Annotated in this window: 14 protein-coding genes and 4 pseudogenes; 14 read left to right on the top strand and 4 right to left on the bottom strand. The window is 68.2% G+C overall.

Annotated elements, in window-relative coordinates; translation table 11 throughout:
• Nucleotides 1-22: 22 nt before the first annotated feature.
• Nucleotides 23-729 (bottom strand): annotated as a pseudogene (locus OG870_RS48380) (1-deoxy-D-xylulose-5-phosphate synthase N-terminal domain-containing protein); the annotation flags it as partial.
• A 224-nt stretch (nt 730-953) separates the two neighbouring features.
• Between OG870_RS48380 and OG870_RS46880 the strand changes: the two are divergent.
• Nucleotides 954-2,312 (top strand): helix-turn-helix domain-containing protein, encoded by a 1,359-nt coding sequence (locus OG870_RS46880; protein ID WP_266528512.1) that lies wholly within the window; start codon nt 954-956, stop codon nt 2,310-2,312.
• A gap of 162 nt (nt 2,313-2,474) precedes the next feature.
• Here the strand turns inward: OG870_RS46880 and OG870_RS46875 are convergent.
• Nucleotides 2,475-2,916, bottom strand: a pseudogene (locus OG870_RS46875) (transposase); the annotation flags it as partial.
• Here OG870_RS46875 and OG870_RS46870 point away from each other — a divergent pair.
• Both OG870_RS46870 and OG870_RS46865 read left to right on the top strand, forming a co-directional pair.
• Nucleotides 2,904-3,230, top strand: a complete 327-nt coding sequence (locus OG870_RS46870; protein WP_266528509.1) for a hypothetical protein — start codon at nt 2,904-2,906, stop codon at nt 3,228-3,230. The pseudogene OG870_RS46875 and the gene OG870_RS46870 overlap by 13 nt on opposite strands.
• Nucleotides 3,230-4,021 carry a Hint domain-containing protein gene (locus OG870_RS46865; protein WP_266528507.1) on the top strand — a complete coding sequence of 264 codons (792 nt, stop codon included), beginning with the start codon at nt 3,230-3,232 and terminating at the stop codon, nt 4,019-4,021. Before OG870_RS46870 ends, OG870_RS46865 begins: the two co-directional genes overlap by 1 nt.
• 138 nt (nt 4,022-4,159) lie before the next feature.
• Here OG870_RS46865 and OG870_RS46860 read toward each other — a convergent pair whose 3' ends face one another.
• Nucleotides 4,160-4,525, bottom strand: a complete 366-nt coding sequence (locus tag OG870_RS46860) for a hypothetical protein (protein WP_327692274.1) — start codon at nt 4,523-4,525, stop codon at nt 4,160-4,162.
• Here OG870_RS46860 and OG870_RS48375 point away from each other — a divergent pair.
• The 3 genes from OG870_RS48375 to OG870_RS46850 all read left to right on the top strand — a co-directional run bounded on the left by OG870_RS48375 (nt 4,433) and on the right by OG870_RS46850 (nt 6,239).
• On the top strand, nt 4,433-5,119 hold the full coding sequence (locus OG870_RS48375) for a DUF3710 domain-containing protein (protein ID WP_443063476.1): 687 nt from the start codon (nt 4,433-4,435) through the stop codon (nt 5,117-5,119). The two genes, OG870_RS46860 and OG870_RS48375, sit on opposite strands and share 93 nt — an antisense overlap.
• Nucleotides 5,120-5,189: 70 nt before the next feature.
• Nucleotides 5,190-5,606: a Dyp-type peroxidase domain-containing protein gene (locus tag OG870_RS46855; RefSeq protein WP_323178523.1), complete on the top strand. Its 417-nt coding sequence runs from the start codon at nt 5,190-5,192 to the stop codon at nt 5,604-5,606.
• Nucleotides 5,607-6,239: a Dyp-type peroxidase gene (locus OG870_RS46850; protein ID WP_323178522.1), complete on the top strand. Its 633-nt coding sequence runs from the start codon at nt 5,607-5,609 to the stop codon at nt 6,237-6,239.
• Nucleotides 6,240-6,597: 358 nt separating this feature from the next.
• Here OG870_RS46850 and OG870_RS46845 read toward each other — a convergent pair whose 3' ends face one another.
• Nucleotides 6,598-7,254 carry a contact-dependent growth inhibition system immunity protein gene (locus OG870_RS46845; RefSeq protein WP_327692273.1) on the bottom strand — a complete coding sequence of 219 codons (657 nt, stop codon included), beginning with the start codon at nt 7,252-7,254 and terminating at the stop codon, nt 6,598-6,600.
• Between the two features lie 142 nt (nt 7,255-7,396).
• Here OG870_RS46845 and OG870_RS46840 point away from each other — a divergent pair.
• From OG870_RS46840 to OG870_RS46805, 8 genes and pseudogenes are all read left to right on the top strand, one after another.
• Nucleotides 7,397-7,730: pseudogene (locus OG870_RS46840) on the top strand (IS1380 family transposase); the annotation flags it as partial.
• Nucleotides 7,731-8,317: 587 nt separating this feature from the next.
• A complete protein-coding gene (locus OG870_RS46835; RefSeq protein ID WP_266528498.1) occupies nt 8,318-8,452 on the top strand; it encodes a hypothetical protein in 135 nt (44 codons plus the stop codon).
• Between the two features lie 124 nt (nt 8,453-8,576).
• Nucleotides 8,577-8,979 (top strand): annotated as a pseudogene (locus OG870_RS46830) (transposase); the annotation flags it as partial.
• A gap of 234 nt (nt 8,980-9,213) precedes the next feature.
• Nucleotides 9,214-9,594, top strand: a complete 381-nt coding sequence (locus OG870_RS46825) for a hypothetical protein (RefSeq protein WP_327692272.1) — start codon at nt 9,214-9,216, stop codon at nt 9,592-9,594.
• Nucleotides 9,578-10,318, top strand: coding sequence for a pentapeptide repeat-containing protein (locus OG870_RS46820; protein WP_266528492.1), 741 nt, complete (start codon nt 9,578-9,580; stop codon nt 10,316-10,318). The genes OG870_RS46825 and OG870_RS46820 overlap by 17 nt, the downstream gene beginning before the upstream one ends.
• Nucleotides 10,319-10,960: 642 nt before the next feature.
• Nucleotides 10,961-11,737 carry a hypothetical protein gene (locus OG870_RS46815; protein WP_266528489.1) on the top strand — a complete coding sequence of 259 codons (777 nt, stop codon included), beginning with the start codon at nt 10,961-10,963 and terminating at the stop codon, nt 11,735-11,737.
• Between the two features lie 176 nt (nt 11,738-11,913).
• Nucleotides 11,914-12,657 carry a VWA domain-containing protein gene (locus tag OG870_RS46810; RefSeq protein WP_266528486.1) on the top strand — a complete coding sequence of 248 codons (744 nt, stop codon included), beginning with the start codon at nt 11,914-11,916 and terminating at the stop codon, nt 12,655-12,657.
• A 782-nt stretch (nt 12,658-13,439) separates the two neighbouring features.
• Nucleotides 13,440-15,251: a TerD family protein gene (locus OG870_RS46805; RefSeq protein WP_266588203.1), complete on the top strand. Its 1,812-nt coding sequence runs from the start codon at nt 13,440-13,442 to the stop codon at nt 15,249-15,251.
• The last annotated feature ends 20 nt before the right edge of the window (nt 15,252-15,271 follow it).

Here is a 15,271-nt window from a genome sequence, read left to right as displayed (position 1 = left end):
GCGCCCGCCGCAGAACGGCCTCGATCTGGCTGGTGTTGTGCCCGTCGATGGGCCCGAAGTAGGTGAAGCCGAGCTCGGTGAACAGGTTCTGGCACGCCTCGGCTCCTCCGCTCTGCTTCAGGGCGGTGAGGTGCTGGGCCAGGGCCCCGGTGGTGGGGGCGTAGGAACAGCCGTTGTCGTTGAGGACCACGATCACCGGCCGGTCGGGAGCGCCGCCGATGTTGTTCAGTGCCTCCCACACCATGCCGCCGGTCATCGCCCCATCGCCGATGACCGCCACGACCGCCCGCTCCCTCTGGCCGTTCAGGGCGCGCGCCTTGGCCAGGCCGTCGGCGTAGGAAAGGGCGGTGGAGGCATGGGAGTTCTCCACCAGGTCATGCACCGATTCACTTCGGGACGGGGATCCGGATAGCCCGCCAGACCGGCGTAAACCGTCGAACTCCTTGGCGCGGCCGGTCGGCAGCTTGTGTACGTACGCCTGGTGCCCGGTATCGAAGACGAGCGTGTCCCGGGGCGCGTCGAACACCCGGTGCAGGGCGAGGGTCAGCTCCACCACCCCCAGTTCGGGCCCAGATGCCCGCCCGACGCACACACCTTCTCGATCAGAAACCGGCGGATCCGCGCGGCCAGAGCGGGGAGCTCTGCGGCTGGTGTGTCCCGGACCGCGTCCGGGCCGTACAGGCCGGCCAGATCCGTGACGCCCAAGCGGTCACGTGCCGGAGCGCCCATCGGGCACCTCCCTATCGCCGGGTCCAGGTCAGGTACGGCCAGAACGAACCCAGCAAGCCACACCCCGTTGTTGGGGGCGCTTGGCTGCCGGGTACATCCAGTACAGTCACCCGGGCTTGGGCCGCACAGGGGGGCGAGGCGGTGGATCCGCTGCAACCAGTGCAACTTTGAACCTTTGTGAAAACGGGGGCCTCTCTGGCCGACCGGAGCCAGAGAGGCAGGACGTGCCCAGAACACCCAACACCCGTCTGCGTCACCTCATGGAGGAAGCCGACTGGAGTCCGGCTCAGCTCGCCGCGGCCGTCAAGGTGGTAGCCGCCGAACACGGACAGCAGCTGGCCTGCGACCGGTCGACGGTCTCCCGCTGGCTGTCGGGCACCACACCCCGGCCGCCCGTACCGGCCTTCCTGCTCGAAGCGCTGGCCCGAAGGCTGGGCAGGCCCATCACCGCATACGACGCCGGTCTGACCTCCGCCCCAGCCCGTACCGCCATGAGCGGCCTTTCCTGGGAGGCCGACCCGCTACGCAAACTCGCCATCCTCACCAGCACGGACACCGGCCCCAGCCGACGCCATCACCTGGCCGCCGGCGTCTTCACCCTGACCGCTCTCGCCGTCCCGGAGGCGGCAGACCTCGCCCGCCCCAAGGCAGCCACGCGGCATGGCCCCTCGTCGAGCACCGGCCGCAATGGCCGTGTCGGGCGTGCGGAGGTCGACCACATGCAGACCATGGCCCGCCTCTTCGCGCAAGCGGCCGAGGACCACGGCGCGGGCCACGTCCAGCCCGTCCTGAACTACTACCTCAGCCACAGCGTCACCGGCTGGGTCCATGCCCCCGCAACCGACACCATCCACCGCCAACTACTCACCCAGGCATCGCAGTTAACGACACTCCTCGGCCTGATGGGCGCCGACTGCGGCGCCGACGCGCTCGCCCAGCACTGCTACCGCACCGCCGCCCACCTGGCCGCCGACGCCGACGACATGACCGCCTTCGCCATCGCCCTGCGCGCCTTGTCCGCGCACGCCCACGAGCTCGGCCACCACACCCCAGCCGTGCACCACGTCGCCGAACGCGCCGCCGACGCCACCCGCCACGCACCCGCGGCGGTGCGCGCCTACACCCACACCCACCTCGCCGTCACACGCGCCCACCACGACCGCTACGCCGCCCTGAACACGCTCACCATCGCCGAACGCCTCCACGACAAGACACACGCCACGCCCGGCCCCTTCACCACCTACTCCACCGGGGCCCTGCACTACCAGCGCGCCCAGATCCTCACCACACTCGGCGACCACAGGGAGGCCGTCCAGGCCCTGACCGCCTCACTGAGACACCGCACCCCCGACGAACGCCGCGCCACCACCCTCACCAGAGCCCGCCTCGCCGAAACCCTCCTCGCCCAAGGCCACCTCGACGCCGCCACCGTGCACTGGCAAGCCTTCCTCGACACCTACCCCCTGCTGCACTCCGCCCGCGCCACCCGGCACCTGGACACCATGCGCCAACTCCTGCGCCCCCACAGCCGCCACCACACCGCCGCCCACCTCCTCACCCAAGCCACCGACCTCCACCCCTAGAGGCAGAAACGGCCCCGGCCAGGAGAAGACAGCCCAATCGAAAGGATCTTGCACACCAGAAAGCCTGACCGGACACCCGCCCCCGCACTGAGCGACCCACCGGCAGCATTCCGGAACTTCATGCAGAAAGACGCATACCCACACTCCCTGACCGCCGCCCAACGAGGCGTAGGTCGGGGTGAAGCACAACTCGACCTTGTGTTTCTTCGCCCAGCGACGGATGTCGGTGCCCTTGTGGGCAGACAGGTTGTCCATGATCACGTAGATAGGTGCGCCGTCGGGCCGGGCGGCGCGGATCGGCTTCAGCGCGGCCAGCGTGTTCGCGGCACCTTTCTTGCGGTGGTTGACGCCCCGCAGGCGGTCGTCGCCGACCGAGTAGTAGCCGTGGAAGTAGCGCACCCCGTGGGTGCGGTGGTAGGTGGCCGGCTGCCGGTCAGGGTGTTTGCGTTTGGCCCAGCACGAGCCTGCGGTCGGCCGGATTCCGAGCGGGCCGAACTTCGTCGAAGGCGAACACCCGGTCCGGGAAACGGTGCAGGACCTCCTCTATCCGGTCCAGCTTCGCCTCGCGGTCGGGGTCGGGGTCGGGGTTGGGTGATTCTTTCCAGGCTGCTCACCCCCGGCACCCCGGGCGGCACCTGGACGCTCATGCCGGCCACCGCGGAAAACGGTCAACTGGCCCTGCCCGCTGACGTCATGGCCGTCTACGACCTCGGCCCCCTCCCCTACGCCGAGCAGCTGCGCTGGCGTGCCCAGCGCTGCCCGCAGCATGCGGCTCCGCCCACGGCCGCTGACCTGGCGGTGGCCGAGTGGGAGCCCTTCGACCCGCTGCGCCACCACGAATACATCCACGCCCGCCTGCCCGCCCCCGGCCGACGTCCCGGGCCTGCAAACCGTGCACGACAGGGGGGTCGACGGTGATGCCGCACGCGGTCGAGATCATTCTGGCCAGGCCCGCCACCCCCGGCGAGCTCCGGCATGCGCGCCGCAGTGTGCCGGTGGCCGCGAACGCGGACCGCACCCGGCTGATGGCAGTCCAGTACGCCCTCGCCTCCCCCACCACCTACACCGACCCGACCGGCAACAACCCCATGATCGCCGGCTGCGTCGCCGGCGGCCTCATGGACGGCGGCCTGGACTGGCTCACCCAGCGCCTGTCGGGCCGCAAGGTCAACTGGGGCCAGGTCGGCCAATCCGCCGCCATCGGCTGCCTGTCCGGCATGCTCGGCGAAGGCCTCGGCGCCATGTTCGAGGGCAGACTCGGTTCCAAGCTCGGCAGCTGCTCTCTGCCGAACAGCTTCACCGGCGACACCCCCGTGCTGATGGCTGACGGCACCCGCAAACCCATCAAGGACGTCGAAGTCGGCGACACCATACTCGCCACCGACCCCGAAACCGGCGACACAGGACCCCGCAAAGTCACCGCTCTGATCAAGGGAGACGGCGACAAACAACTCGTCGACATCACCCTCGACACCGACGGGCTCGCCGGAACCAAGACCGGCACCATCACCGCCACCGACGGCCACCCCTTCTGGGAAGCAGGTCAGCACACGGAGAGTTATCGGCGGCGCGATCGCCGCCGCTGCCCTGGGTACCGGTGTCCTGGCCACCACGGGTGTCGCCTTTCAGCGCGACACCTCCACCCGCGACCGGACGCCAGCCCAGCTCCGTGGAGGGCGGGAAGACTCAGCAGGCTGCGGAGGAAATGATCGACGAAGCGCGGACACGTTCCAGTACCGTCTCCCGGGGTCCCGGGGTGGGTCAGAAGATGATCGACGGAGCGGTGGCTCCTTGTGCACACGGACCGGCAGAAGTAGCCATCGCCGCAGCAATTGTGATCGCGAGGATTATTCAGAATGCCAGAAAATATGGAGGATAGCGTCCGGCTTCTGGCCAAGCGTGCTATCGAGGACTTCCGTCGAGACGGCCGTGTCGGCGACGGGCATCATCCGGACCTGTCGCTCCGCAATGAACTCACACCTGGCCGAGTGATCCTCTCCGCGTGCCAGCTCCTGCTCCATCTCGAAGCCGCTGCGCACAACAGGCGGACCGCGGCCGAGCCTGGCAGCCAAAACCTGACGGCGGCTCTGCTGGGCGATATAGGGGCGGCCCATCGTTCCATGGGGCAGGAGAGCTTCTCCATGGAGGAGGTGCTGGCTTGCTTGCGCGCGGCGATCGAAAGGGCGGGGCTGACGGATCTTCAAGTCGATCAACTGCTTGAAGATGCCGAGTCTGTGTCGGTCCAGGTCTTGGAGGCTCGAGATCCGCTCATGCCGATAGCGCGAGGAACAGCTACGGGACCGTGGGATGTGAGTGAAGTCGGTCCGGCCGGTGTCAGCCTGATGGACCTGGGAGGACTCAGGATCCCTATGCCGTCGAGTCATGACCAAATCCGGATGGAGGCGGGAGGCGGTGGAGCGCCGGTTGCTGTGACGGTGGTTCACGGGAGCACCGCGCTTCAGCTTCAGGCGTTCAGGAGTAGCGCGAGCCGGAACTGGGGTGCTGTACGCGGCGAGTTGGGCGACAGCATCAAGGCATCGGGCGGGCAGGCCCAGGAATGGGCCGGTCCAGCGGGAGTCGAGCTTCGCGTCGACCTCCCGGTGGCCAAGCCGTCCGGACGTATGAAGGTCAGGATGCTGGGCTGCGACGGACCGGGCTGGCTCCTGCGAGGCATCATTTCGGGCGACGGGGCCGCGCCCGAGAGCCAGGACATGTGGGCCTACAGCCTCTTCCTGGACACGGTGGTTTGTCCGACAGGCTCTGATGGCGGGGGTGGAGTAATTTGCTTGAGGTCACCACAGAGCTGACCAGGCGGAGATTAGACGGTCGGCCTCTTCGGGGTGAGGCTGAACGGTGACCGCGACAAGCAGACGGCGCATGCTGCGCGCCTCGATCGCCGCTGCCGCAGTCGGTACCGGCGGCCTCACCGTTGCCGGCATCGCACCCCTGCGCAGCGAATCCACGCATCCCGACCAGGCGCCAGCCCATCTGCGGGGCGCAGCACCCCTGCCGCATGCGCAGGTGATAGCCCTCGACATCGCGATGGGGGAAGACCAGCGAGGTCGGGCACTGCACGCTGCGCACCCGGTTGTCGCAGCGGTCAACAGCGGCAAGATCGCTGCCTGGTTGGCGCTGGGGGCAAGCGCACTATCAGCATCTGCGGACAGACCCCGCCATCTCAAGCAAATGCCGGTGTTCGGCGGCGACGTTCTGGATCCGGCCCAGTCCCACGGCGACCTTCTGATTCAGATCACAGCCACGTCGGCCGATGCGGCGCAAGAAGCGGCCAAGTAGATGCTGCGCAAGCTGCCCCAGTGGCGAGTGCGATGGCGCATGGAAGGCGTGCGCCCTGAGATTCGCACAGAGAGTGGCAGAGGATTGGCCCGCAACCCGTTCCACTTCACCGAGGGCTACGGAAATCCCGCCTCCCCCGCCGAAATCGCCGAACGAGCCACCGTCCAGGCAGGCCAAGGCGAGCCGGCCTGGGCTGTGGGAGGCAGTTACCAAGTGATCCGGATCATCCGGCTCGCCACCGACTTCTGGGACCGGGACACGCTCCACGACCAGGAACACATCATCGGCCGCCGCAGAGACGGACGCTGGCTCGATGGCACCCCCGCCGACGAGCGCGCGGTTTTCACCTCAGACCCCGATGGCAAGATCACACCACTTGACGCCCACGTCCGCAGGGCAGCACCCGACCGACGCCATCCCCCGCCCCTGGTCCGGCGCGGCTACAACTACCAACGCAGCCCCGACGACCAGGGCCTGATCTTCTCCTGCTTCCAACGCGACCTGGAGAAAGGCTTCGAGGCCGTCCAACACCGGCTGCAGGACGAAGCCATGGCCAAATACACCCTCACCGTCGGAGGCGGATACTTCTTCGTCCCCCCACCCGGCGACGGCTGGCTCGACGCACTGGCGTGAGGAGGAGCGGCCCTGCGCGTGCCGCCCCGTCTCCGCCTCGTCGCAGAACGGCGGGCCGGGCATGACGCGCTCCACGGCGGGCGGGATGGGAAAGGATACGGCGGAGGCACGGACTTCCGCAGGGATCACTGGACTCGACACTCACATGATCTTGGAAGCTCGTGCCTGTCCCGCGTCCGGGCCACCGTCGGCACGCATCGGGCAAACCCACTCAAGCCGCGACTACGCCGAAGCCCTGGGCATGTACGGAGACCGGCCCGCCGACCCTTGCGCTGGGTGATGTTGAAGGCGGCGGCGATGACGTCGACCGTTGTGCGTATTCGAACGCGCAGGCTACGGGGGCTGGTGGGACATGCTGCTACGCCGAAGCGACCCTGCGGCCGATCATCTCGAGCCATTGCCGGAGTGACATCCCTTGCGGCGGCAGAAGGTCGAGCCCCAGCGCCTCAGTTGCCGTGTCGAGTTCCTGATCCGAGGACGCCATGGCCAGGAGTTCACTCATCTCCTGCACTGCCTGTGCACGGTCTTCTGGTAGGGCTTCGCTGACGTACTCATCGAGAGCCTCATCGCGTGAATCGTAGATGTACGAGAAGTCCCGATGAAAGTAGGCTCCGAGCAGCTGACTCAATGCAGGGAATCGCTTGTTCCATTCCCACGAGTTCTGCGGGTTCGCATAAGGGACGCGGGATGGGTCTTGCAGGAGCTGGTAGAGATGGCCTCTGACGATGCGCAGGCAATCCTCCACGCTCGCCCCCGTTGGCGGGCGGATGTGCGGCAGGTTTTCCACTTCATCTGCAGTCTCTTCGGAGAAGAGCCCGACGGAGAGTAGGTCATCAATTTGACGGAGCGCCGTTGCCGCGCGTTCAGGGTCCCTCGCGGCGATCCTGAGATACGAGGCCAGGCCGGGACCAGGGGTCTCCGCCGTGTCGGCGAAGGTGAAGCCTGTCTGTGCATAGGCTTGCAGCAGGCTGCCGAGTTCGTCGAAACGCTGTCCGGGAGGGGGCGGCTGGCTCATGAGGTGCTCCGAAGGCACTAGCCTGCGCGTTTCACTTGCGGCAGTGTTCGAGTCGTGATCGGAAAGGCGAAAGTGCCTTCTGAACTGGGAAGATGAGGCTTGTCGAAAGTCTCTGTCATCACAGCAGGATGGCACTTTCTGCCTGCCCCCTACCCGGTCGCGCCTCAAGCTCGTCGTGTCGGCCGACGGTCACGGGGTGGTCAGCCACGCCGTGATCCCGCCTGCTGGCCGATGTCACCGGCCTGACCAGCGCCTTCACGGACGCACTGCGCCGGCTACGACCGCGTGGCACCGGACACGATCCCGGCCGGATCGCGGTCGATCTCGCGGTCAAGCTCGCCGACGGCGGTGAAGCGATAGCGACCCTGGCCCTACTGCGTGACCAGGCGGCGGTGTTCGGCCCCGTCGCCTCCACACCGACCGCCTGGCGCCTGCTGGCCGGCATCGACCCATCTGCACTCGCCCGCCTGCGCTCCCATGCCTCGATCAGGGCTTTGAGGCGGTCGTGCGGGTCGGGCACTGGTTGAGGTGCGGGATCTGACCGGGCCACCTCCGGACCCGGCCCGGCGGGTGCGGTCCGCGCAGTGTCATCCGCGCGTCGGGAGGCATGGGCGGTCAGGCGTGGGGAGAGTGGCTGTCGGCGGAGCCCCAGTACGGTGCCCAGGTCGGGAAGGACTCGGGCAGCTGGCGGGCGCCCAGCAGGTCGTTGCCGTCGTTCACGCCGGTGCCGTGTGCGGGTCTGGACAGTGCGTCCGCCAGCTACCAGCGGTGAAACTTCCGCCGCCGGAAGCACCACTCGCCGTCCACGGGCAGGTAGTCGTCCCAGTGCTGCAGTTACCCGGCCTCCCAATGACCGGTGGAGAGCCGTTCGAGCTGATCCCGGCAGTAGACGACGCCTCTGGCGCGGTCGCGTCGTCGAAGTCCACGATGTGGTTGGTCACCTGGTGGATCGTGGTTCTCGAGGCTCGCATGGCCTCGGTGTACCAGGGGTGCAGCGCCGCGCGGCCGAATTCGTCGCGTCCCACCCGCACGTCGGGCACGAAACAGGTCCGCGACGGCGTCCATGTCCCGTAGCTCCAGCATCTCCTCGATCCGGATGCCGGTGTGCCGCAGCACCTCCACCGTCGCCCAGGACCAGAACGCCGCCTCCTCCTCGTGGGTCAGGTTCCGCCGCCTGCCGGCCACCTCGGTGACGTAGACGCGGCGGGCCTGTCCGGACCCGCAGCATTCGAACTCCTCCCCCGCAACGAGGAACCGGCCGGCGTCGCGCGAGCCGCGGTGATGCGGGCCATGGGGATCAGATCAGCGCGAAGGCTGTGAACATGGCTCTGCCCCGGTCCGGGCCTGGACGGGATGCGTTGGCCCACGTGTCCCGGTTCCGGGGCGACTTTTATGTGTGTCTGACCGCCCGGCGCGATGAACGGTTCGAGCTTTGCCGACGCAGTGCTGTGTGCGAACGGCCCGGTGAAGTCGCCAGTCGATCTGACGTTGATGCCTGAGCACCGGCGTGGTCACGGCGGGATGTACGGCGGCCTGAACAACGGTCACATCGATGTCGAGCAGCTGCGGACTGTGCTGGCCAGCCTGCCGCTGCCGCGGTTCCCTGATGGGCGGCTGGTCCTGGCCGTCGACGTCTCGCCGTGGCTCCGCTCCGACGCGCCGTGCTCTGCTGAGCGGCTGTTCTGCCATCTCTATGGCCGTGCGAAGTCCGCGTCCCAGTTCATCCGGTCCATCGTGCACGCCCCCACGTCCGCCCGGCGCACACCCGCACGATGCCCTCCGCCTGTGCGCCCCCTCGCCATGCCGTGGCCACTGCTCCCCCTGAGCCACTCCGGCGAGGCACAACCTCATGACGGGTCCTGCGGAAAGGCATCTGCGGCTGGCACGCGGTGGCCTGGACGCCGGCGCGGTCTCCAACTTGCCCTGTGAATAGCTGTGTTGAGCAGCTATCGTCTGGGGATGACGTGGTGGCAGGCGGCGCTGTGGGGTTTGGCCGGCGGAGGAGCGGCCTCGGTGCTGTCCTTGTCTGCGGCCGTGGTGTCGGCCGGGTACACCTGGCCGTGGCGTAAGGAGGGCGAGCTGTGGCCGCGGCTTTTCGTGCTGGCCGCCGGGCTCGTGCTGGGATCCGTTGTGGCCACCGCTGCGCATGATCAGATCAGTGGGCCATGGCCGGCCCTCATCTTCGGCATTGGTGCCCCAGCCACGATCCGCGGCATCCTCTCCGGTGTGGAGGTCGGACCGCGGCCCTCATCCACGCCGGCGCAGGGCCGTCGGGCAGCCGCAGCATCGTCGCTTCCGCCCGTACCCGAGGAGGGTGAGGTCCGTGAAGACGCGCCCTGACACCCTGCTTGGCCGCCTCGCCGCGGCGGTCCGCCCTCCCCGCCCCGCGCTGCGCATTCAGGCCTCCAACTGGTGGACCCGGGTGCTCCTGGCCGGCGGCGCTCAGCACCGTCCCCTGACCGGCGCGGACCTGCGCACCGCGAACCTCACCAACCAGTATCTGAGAGGCGTGGACCTGACGGGTGCGGACCTGCGCGGCGTTGTCCTGCGCGGTGCGGACCTGCGTGGCGCACGCCTGATCGCTGCCGACCTGACCCGCGCGGACCTGCGTGGCGCGTACCTGATCGCTGCGGACCTGACCCGCGCGAATCTAGCCCGCGCAGATCTTCGTGCCGTGGAGTTGAGCGCCGCGCGCCTCAATGGCGCGAACCTGAACGGCGCGTACCTAACCCGAGCGGACCTGCCCCGCGCGGTCCTGAGCGGTGCCGTCTTGAGTGGCGCGACCCTGGACGGTGCGAATCTGACCGGCACGGACCTGACCGGCGCGGTGCTTCGTGGTGCTGTTCTGCGCGGCGCGGACCTGAGTGCCGCACACCTGGACGGCGCGATCCTGGACGACGCTGACCTGGTGAACGTGACGTGGTCGGAGCGAACGCGCTGGCCTGATGCCGTTGCCGCGGTGATGCGGGAGCGGTCCGTGCCGATCGGCGGCGGCCGGTATCGCGTGCAGGGGGCCGGGAGCACGGGGGCGGATCTGTCCGTACCGCCGGTTCCGGTGTCCTGACTGCCGGGGCGATCAAGGCAGCGCCGGCGCAGAGTTGATACAGGAGTTGACGCAACGGACCTGTCAGGCCTGCGCCGTGAGGCAGGCCCGGAGCGGCTGGGATGCTCCCGCTATGGATGAGTTCGCGTGTGCGCCGCTCGGATGACGTTGCCCGGCTCCGTCCGCGGGTCGCCCGTGCGGCTGTCTGGACGGCGTTACGCTCGCACGCGGCGAAGGAGGGCGCATGTCGGGCAGGGTAGGACGAATGGTCGTTGTCGGCATGCTCGCCGTCTCGTCCCTTTCCGTCATCGTTGGATGCCGCTCCTCCCATCCCGAGCCGCAGACCAGTAGCTCCGCCACGGCTCCGGAGTCGTCACCGCACACGTCCGGCACCGGCTCGGTCCCGTCACCGACGCCCACCTCGTCATCCCCATCCGACACCACCCTTGTCCCCTCGCCGTCGCCTCCCCCAACGTGCACCGGCTGCGGCCACGACGGCGATGTCAGCCTCGCCCCGTCGGCCACTCCCCGGACTACTCCCGACGCCCCCGAAGTCACTCCCCCTGACAGCACGTGAGTGAGTCCGCGGAGGGCCCGCGGCCGGCCTATGAGCAGACAGGCGTCGAGGGTCGAGCGGCAAACCAGACCGCTCTCCTCAAGACCGTGATCGCGCAGGCATCCGTCATCGCCGCGCTCATGTTCTATCTGGGAGCCATGTACAGCAGCCAGTACTTCGGCTACTTCCACATCTCCGTCTACTCCCTCGACTTCGGTTTCGCCCCGCTGGTGCTGCAGAGCCTGAAGCTGGTGCGGTCTCCGGTTCTGGTGGCTGCCGTCGTCATCCTGGTCGCGACGACTGGTGTCCGGCATTCCACGGGTCGTCCATGGTCCGGGCAGCGTGCTCACATTTCCACGGCCCTCGCGTCGGTGGCGCGCTACTACCCGGTGGTCGTGGCAGCCGGACTGGTGCTGCTCATTTTCTGGTCCCAGATCCAGCCGTACGAGTGGGCCGCTCCTGTCACCCTTGCAGTCGGCTTCCTGCTGAGCCAGATCCCACATGGCCGCCGCCCAGAGGGCGCACGCCGTCCAGGAGTGCTCTTCTTCGCCGCCGCTGTCTGCACGTTCTGGGCACTCACACAGACCGCTTTACAGCTTGGGGAAGGCGACGCCAAGGCCCGCGCCAGTCATGTCCAAAGCTGGCCCAGCGTCATACTCCTCAGCTCCCGGCCCTTGAGCCTGCCCCCACCCGGGGTCCAAGAGGAGACACTGCGCCGTAAGGACCTACGTCTGCCGTACCGCTATACGGGACTCCGGCTCCTCATCGAACGCAACGGTCGCTACTACGTAGTTCCACTTGACTGGAAGGCCAAGACCGATCCGATCTACGTCATCCATGAGAGCGACGACCTCTGGGTCGGGCTCGGACCGGGTGTTCAGTGACCACAGACCTCTGACAGCAAGGATCAGCCGGGATGCCGCACTGCACCTGGTGCCCGCTCCCCTCGTCCTTCCATGCCAGGCAGGTCCCCACGTCGCCACGCAACAACAGGACGTGCCGCGGAAGAAAACTCGGCAAACCCAGGAACTGACCGGCGACTTCAGAACATCCTGGAGGGGTGATCGAGATCAATGGCAGTGCGGGCACCTCTGCAATCAGCCTGTCCAAGGTGCAAGAACGTGCCCCCGACCTGGTCAGCCTCTACAAGTCAGCAGGCGCCAGCATCCGCAACCACGGGCTGGAGGGAGTACGCGCCGCCGTATACCTGGTGCTGGACCGCTCAGGGTCCATGCGGCCCTACTACGCGGACGGCACCATGCAGCACCTTGCCGAGCAGGTACTGACACTGTCTGCCCACTTCGACGACGACGGCACCGTTCCGGTGGTCTTCTTCTCCACCGACGTCGACGGATCCACCGATCTCATGCTCGGCGGGCACCGCGGCCGCATCAACAAGTTGCACGAGAACCTCGGGCACATGGGACGCACGAACTACCACTGGGCGATGGACGAGGTCATCGACCACTACATCGACTCCGCAAGTGACTCCCCCGCTCTGGTGATCTTCCAGACGGACGGGGGGCCCACCAGCAAGTCTGCCGCCGAACGCTACCTGTGCAAGGCCGCCCGTCTGCCCCTGTTCTGGCAGTTCATCGGCTTCGGTGACCCCGCCGACAACGAGTTCGCATTCCTGCGCAAGCTCGACACTCTCGCGGTCCCCGCCCGCCGCGTCGTCGACAACGCCGGCTTCTTCCACGCCGGACGCACTCCGCTGACCGTCGGTGACGAGTTCCTCTTCGACCGGCTGCTCCAGGAGTTCCCCGCGTGGATGGCCGCCGCCCGCGCCGCGCGCGTCGTGTAGCAACGCCCCCTCAACGTCTCATCTCCCCACCGAGGAACGGGCCCACCCAAGTGGGGTCCGTTGCCGTCGCCGTGTGCGTGGTTTTGCGGGTCGACGCCAATCAGGAGGATCAGGCTGGTACCTCCAGGCGAGCTGGCCAAGACGGCCACGGCCGACACGTCGGCTTTCGGAAGGGGCCAAGGCCCAGGTCACGCCTCTGTTGAGTCAAGCCGCGGACGGGCGCCGGAGGAGGAACACATCCCGGGAGAGCCAGAGTTCGGCACACGGTTCACGAGTCACCCCGACCGGCACCCTCCAGCACACTACGGGGAGCCAGCCCGACCACGAACTGCTCCCACCGGATAAGTCAACGGTTCAATGCACACTCTGCTCCGGGTGCTGGCCGAGGAAGGCCTTTACCCAGCGCAGACACCCACACAACCCACCGGACCCATACCAGCACCGTCCGCGCACGCCTCAGAAGTCACGCACAACGGCCGACCGGCCAGGGAGGCCAGAGAGGCCCACGGCCTGCCATGGCGCTCCGCTTGCCGTGGCGGGACAGACACCATGAGTCTTCGAAGGCCAGCCTGTCGACGTACTGAAACCCGCCTGGCGACGAGCTGCACGCACGATCTTGCGCCACGTGCCCAGGCAGCCCGTCAGGCTCTCCACGCGTTGCCCGCGCGCTCCCCCGGTGAATATCTCGGACAGCGGCTCCCGGGATGGATGTCGGTGTCACACTTTTCCCGGAGAAAGGGGTGGGCTGCATGGGGTTCGGTTTCCGTGTGGGTGTTCCGGGGATGAGTGTGCGGGTCTCGACGCGCGGGGTGCGTACCTCGGTCGGTCCGCGTGCGGCGCGGATCAGTGTCGGCAGCGGCGGCGCCCGGGTCTCGTCCGGGCTCGGCCCGTTCTATGCGTCGAATTCCCTCGGCGGCGGCCGGCGGCGGACCAGCACCCGTCGAAATCCGCGGCCCCGAGCCGTCGCGCCGTCGGCCACGCAGCTGGATCGGGCACGCCGTCAGGCGGAAAGAGCCCAGCAAGAAGCCGAACGCGATGCCGCGATCGCCCAACTGCGCGAGTTGCGGCAGCAGATGACCAGTGTCCATCTGCAGTCGTTCCCCGCCGCGCATCTGCCCGTGATCCCGCAGCCCCCGGACTTGAGTCTGCCCTGGGCGCTCGCCGAAGCCCGGACCTTCCACCTCCAGGGTGTGAGCCAGCTGGCCCGTGCGGAACGGACCGCCGCCAAACGGCGGGCCGAAGAGGACGCTCCTGCCTACCTGGCGGCAGAAACAATGCGGCTTCACGCGATCCACGACCGGATGGCCGGCGAGGCCACGCAGTGGTGGCAGGCCCTGCTGGCCAACGACGAGGACACCGTCTGCGAGGCCGTGAACACCGCCTTCTCCGACAATCCGGCCGCCGGCTGCGCCGTCGGCGTGGACGGCTCAGTGCTGTCCGTGCTGATGCGGCAACAGGACCTCGACGCGATGCCCACCCAGACCCCCGGCCTGACCTCCAGCGGTCGCCCGACGCTAAAGAACCTGACCAGGCGCGACCGGATCCTGTGGTGGCTGACCTCCCTGGGCTCCCACCTCGTCGCCACGCTCAAAGAGGGCTTCGCCACCGCCCCCGGCATCACCGCCATCGACCTCGCCGTCATCACGCGCCTGCCCGACACCCAGCGCCTGGGCTTCGTCGCCTACGGCCGCTGGACACGCCAGGCGACCGAGTCCACCCCCTGGCGCGAGAACGAGGACGCGCTGCGTTTCTTGGACATCGGGCAGGACGTCGCCTGCTCCGTCACCACCACCGCCTCGGGCAACCTCTCCAGCACGATCAAACCCCTCGACGCGAGCCGAGTGCCCGGCCTGCAGGACCTGCTGGACCATGCCCAGGACGAACCCGACGCCGGCGAACCCTCCCTCGCCGACCTCGACCGCACCCTCGGCGCCAACACCCCGCCCGACAACGGGGCCCCGGCTGGCGCCCCCTACCGCATCACCCCGTTCGCCGCGTGGAAGCACACCCACCTCAATGCGCCGTCGCCTGCACCTGTGCCCCCGCCGGCCGCTGCGGCCGTGCTGGTGGCGGGGCAGACCCTCCCCCTGCCCGAGGAGGCCTGGCAGGGGCTGGGCATCTCCTTCCGCTTCGCCGGCGCGGACGCCGACCTCACTCTCTTCCTCACCGCCGACGACGGCCGAGTGGCCGGCGACGCCGACTTCGTCTTCTACAACCAGCCCGCCACCGCCGACGGCGCCGCACTCCTGCTGGGCAAACAGCAGGAAGGACCGCACACCGTCGAACGCGCCACCGTCCACCTGTCCGCCCTGCCCGAACGGGTACGGCGCCTGACCATCGCCATCAACATGGACGTCGACACCGGCCTTACCTGCGCATCCCTCACCCACGCCGCCCTGGACATCAACTGCCTCTCAGGGGACGCGTGGACGTTTGAGCCGCCCGCCGACCCCCACATCAAAGCCATGGTCATCGCCGAGCTGTACCGGCACACCCAAGCCGGCCAGCCCATCTGGAAACTCCGCGCCCTCGGCCAAGGCTGGGCAGAGGGACTCGACGCACTCGCCCGCGCCCACGGAGTCAACATCGAATAACTGAGCGATACGCGCGTGGG

This window comes from Streptomyces sp. NBC_00461 (assembly GCF_036013935.1).
Lineage (GTDB): Bacteria > Actinomycetota > Actinomycetes > Streptomycetales > Streptomycetaceae > Streptomyces.
This window is presented reverse-complemented; position numbering and strand designations above follow the sequence as displayed.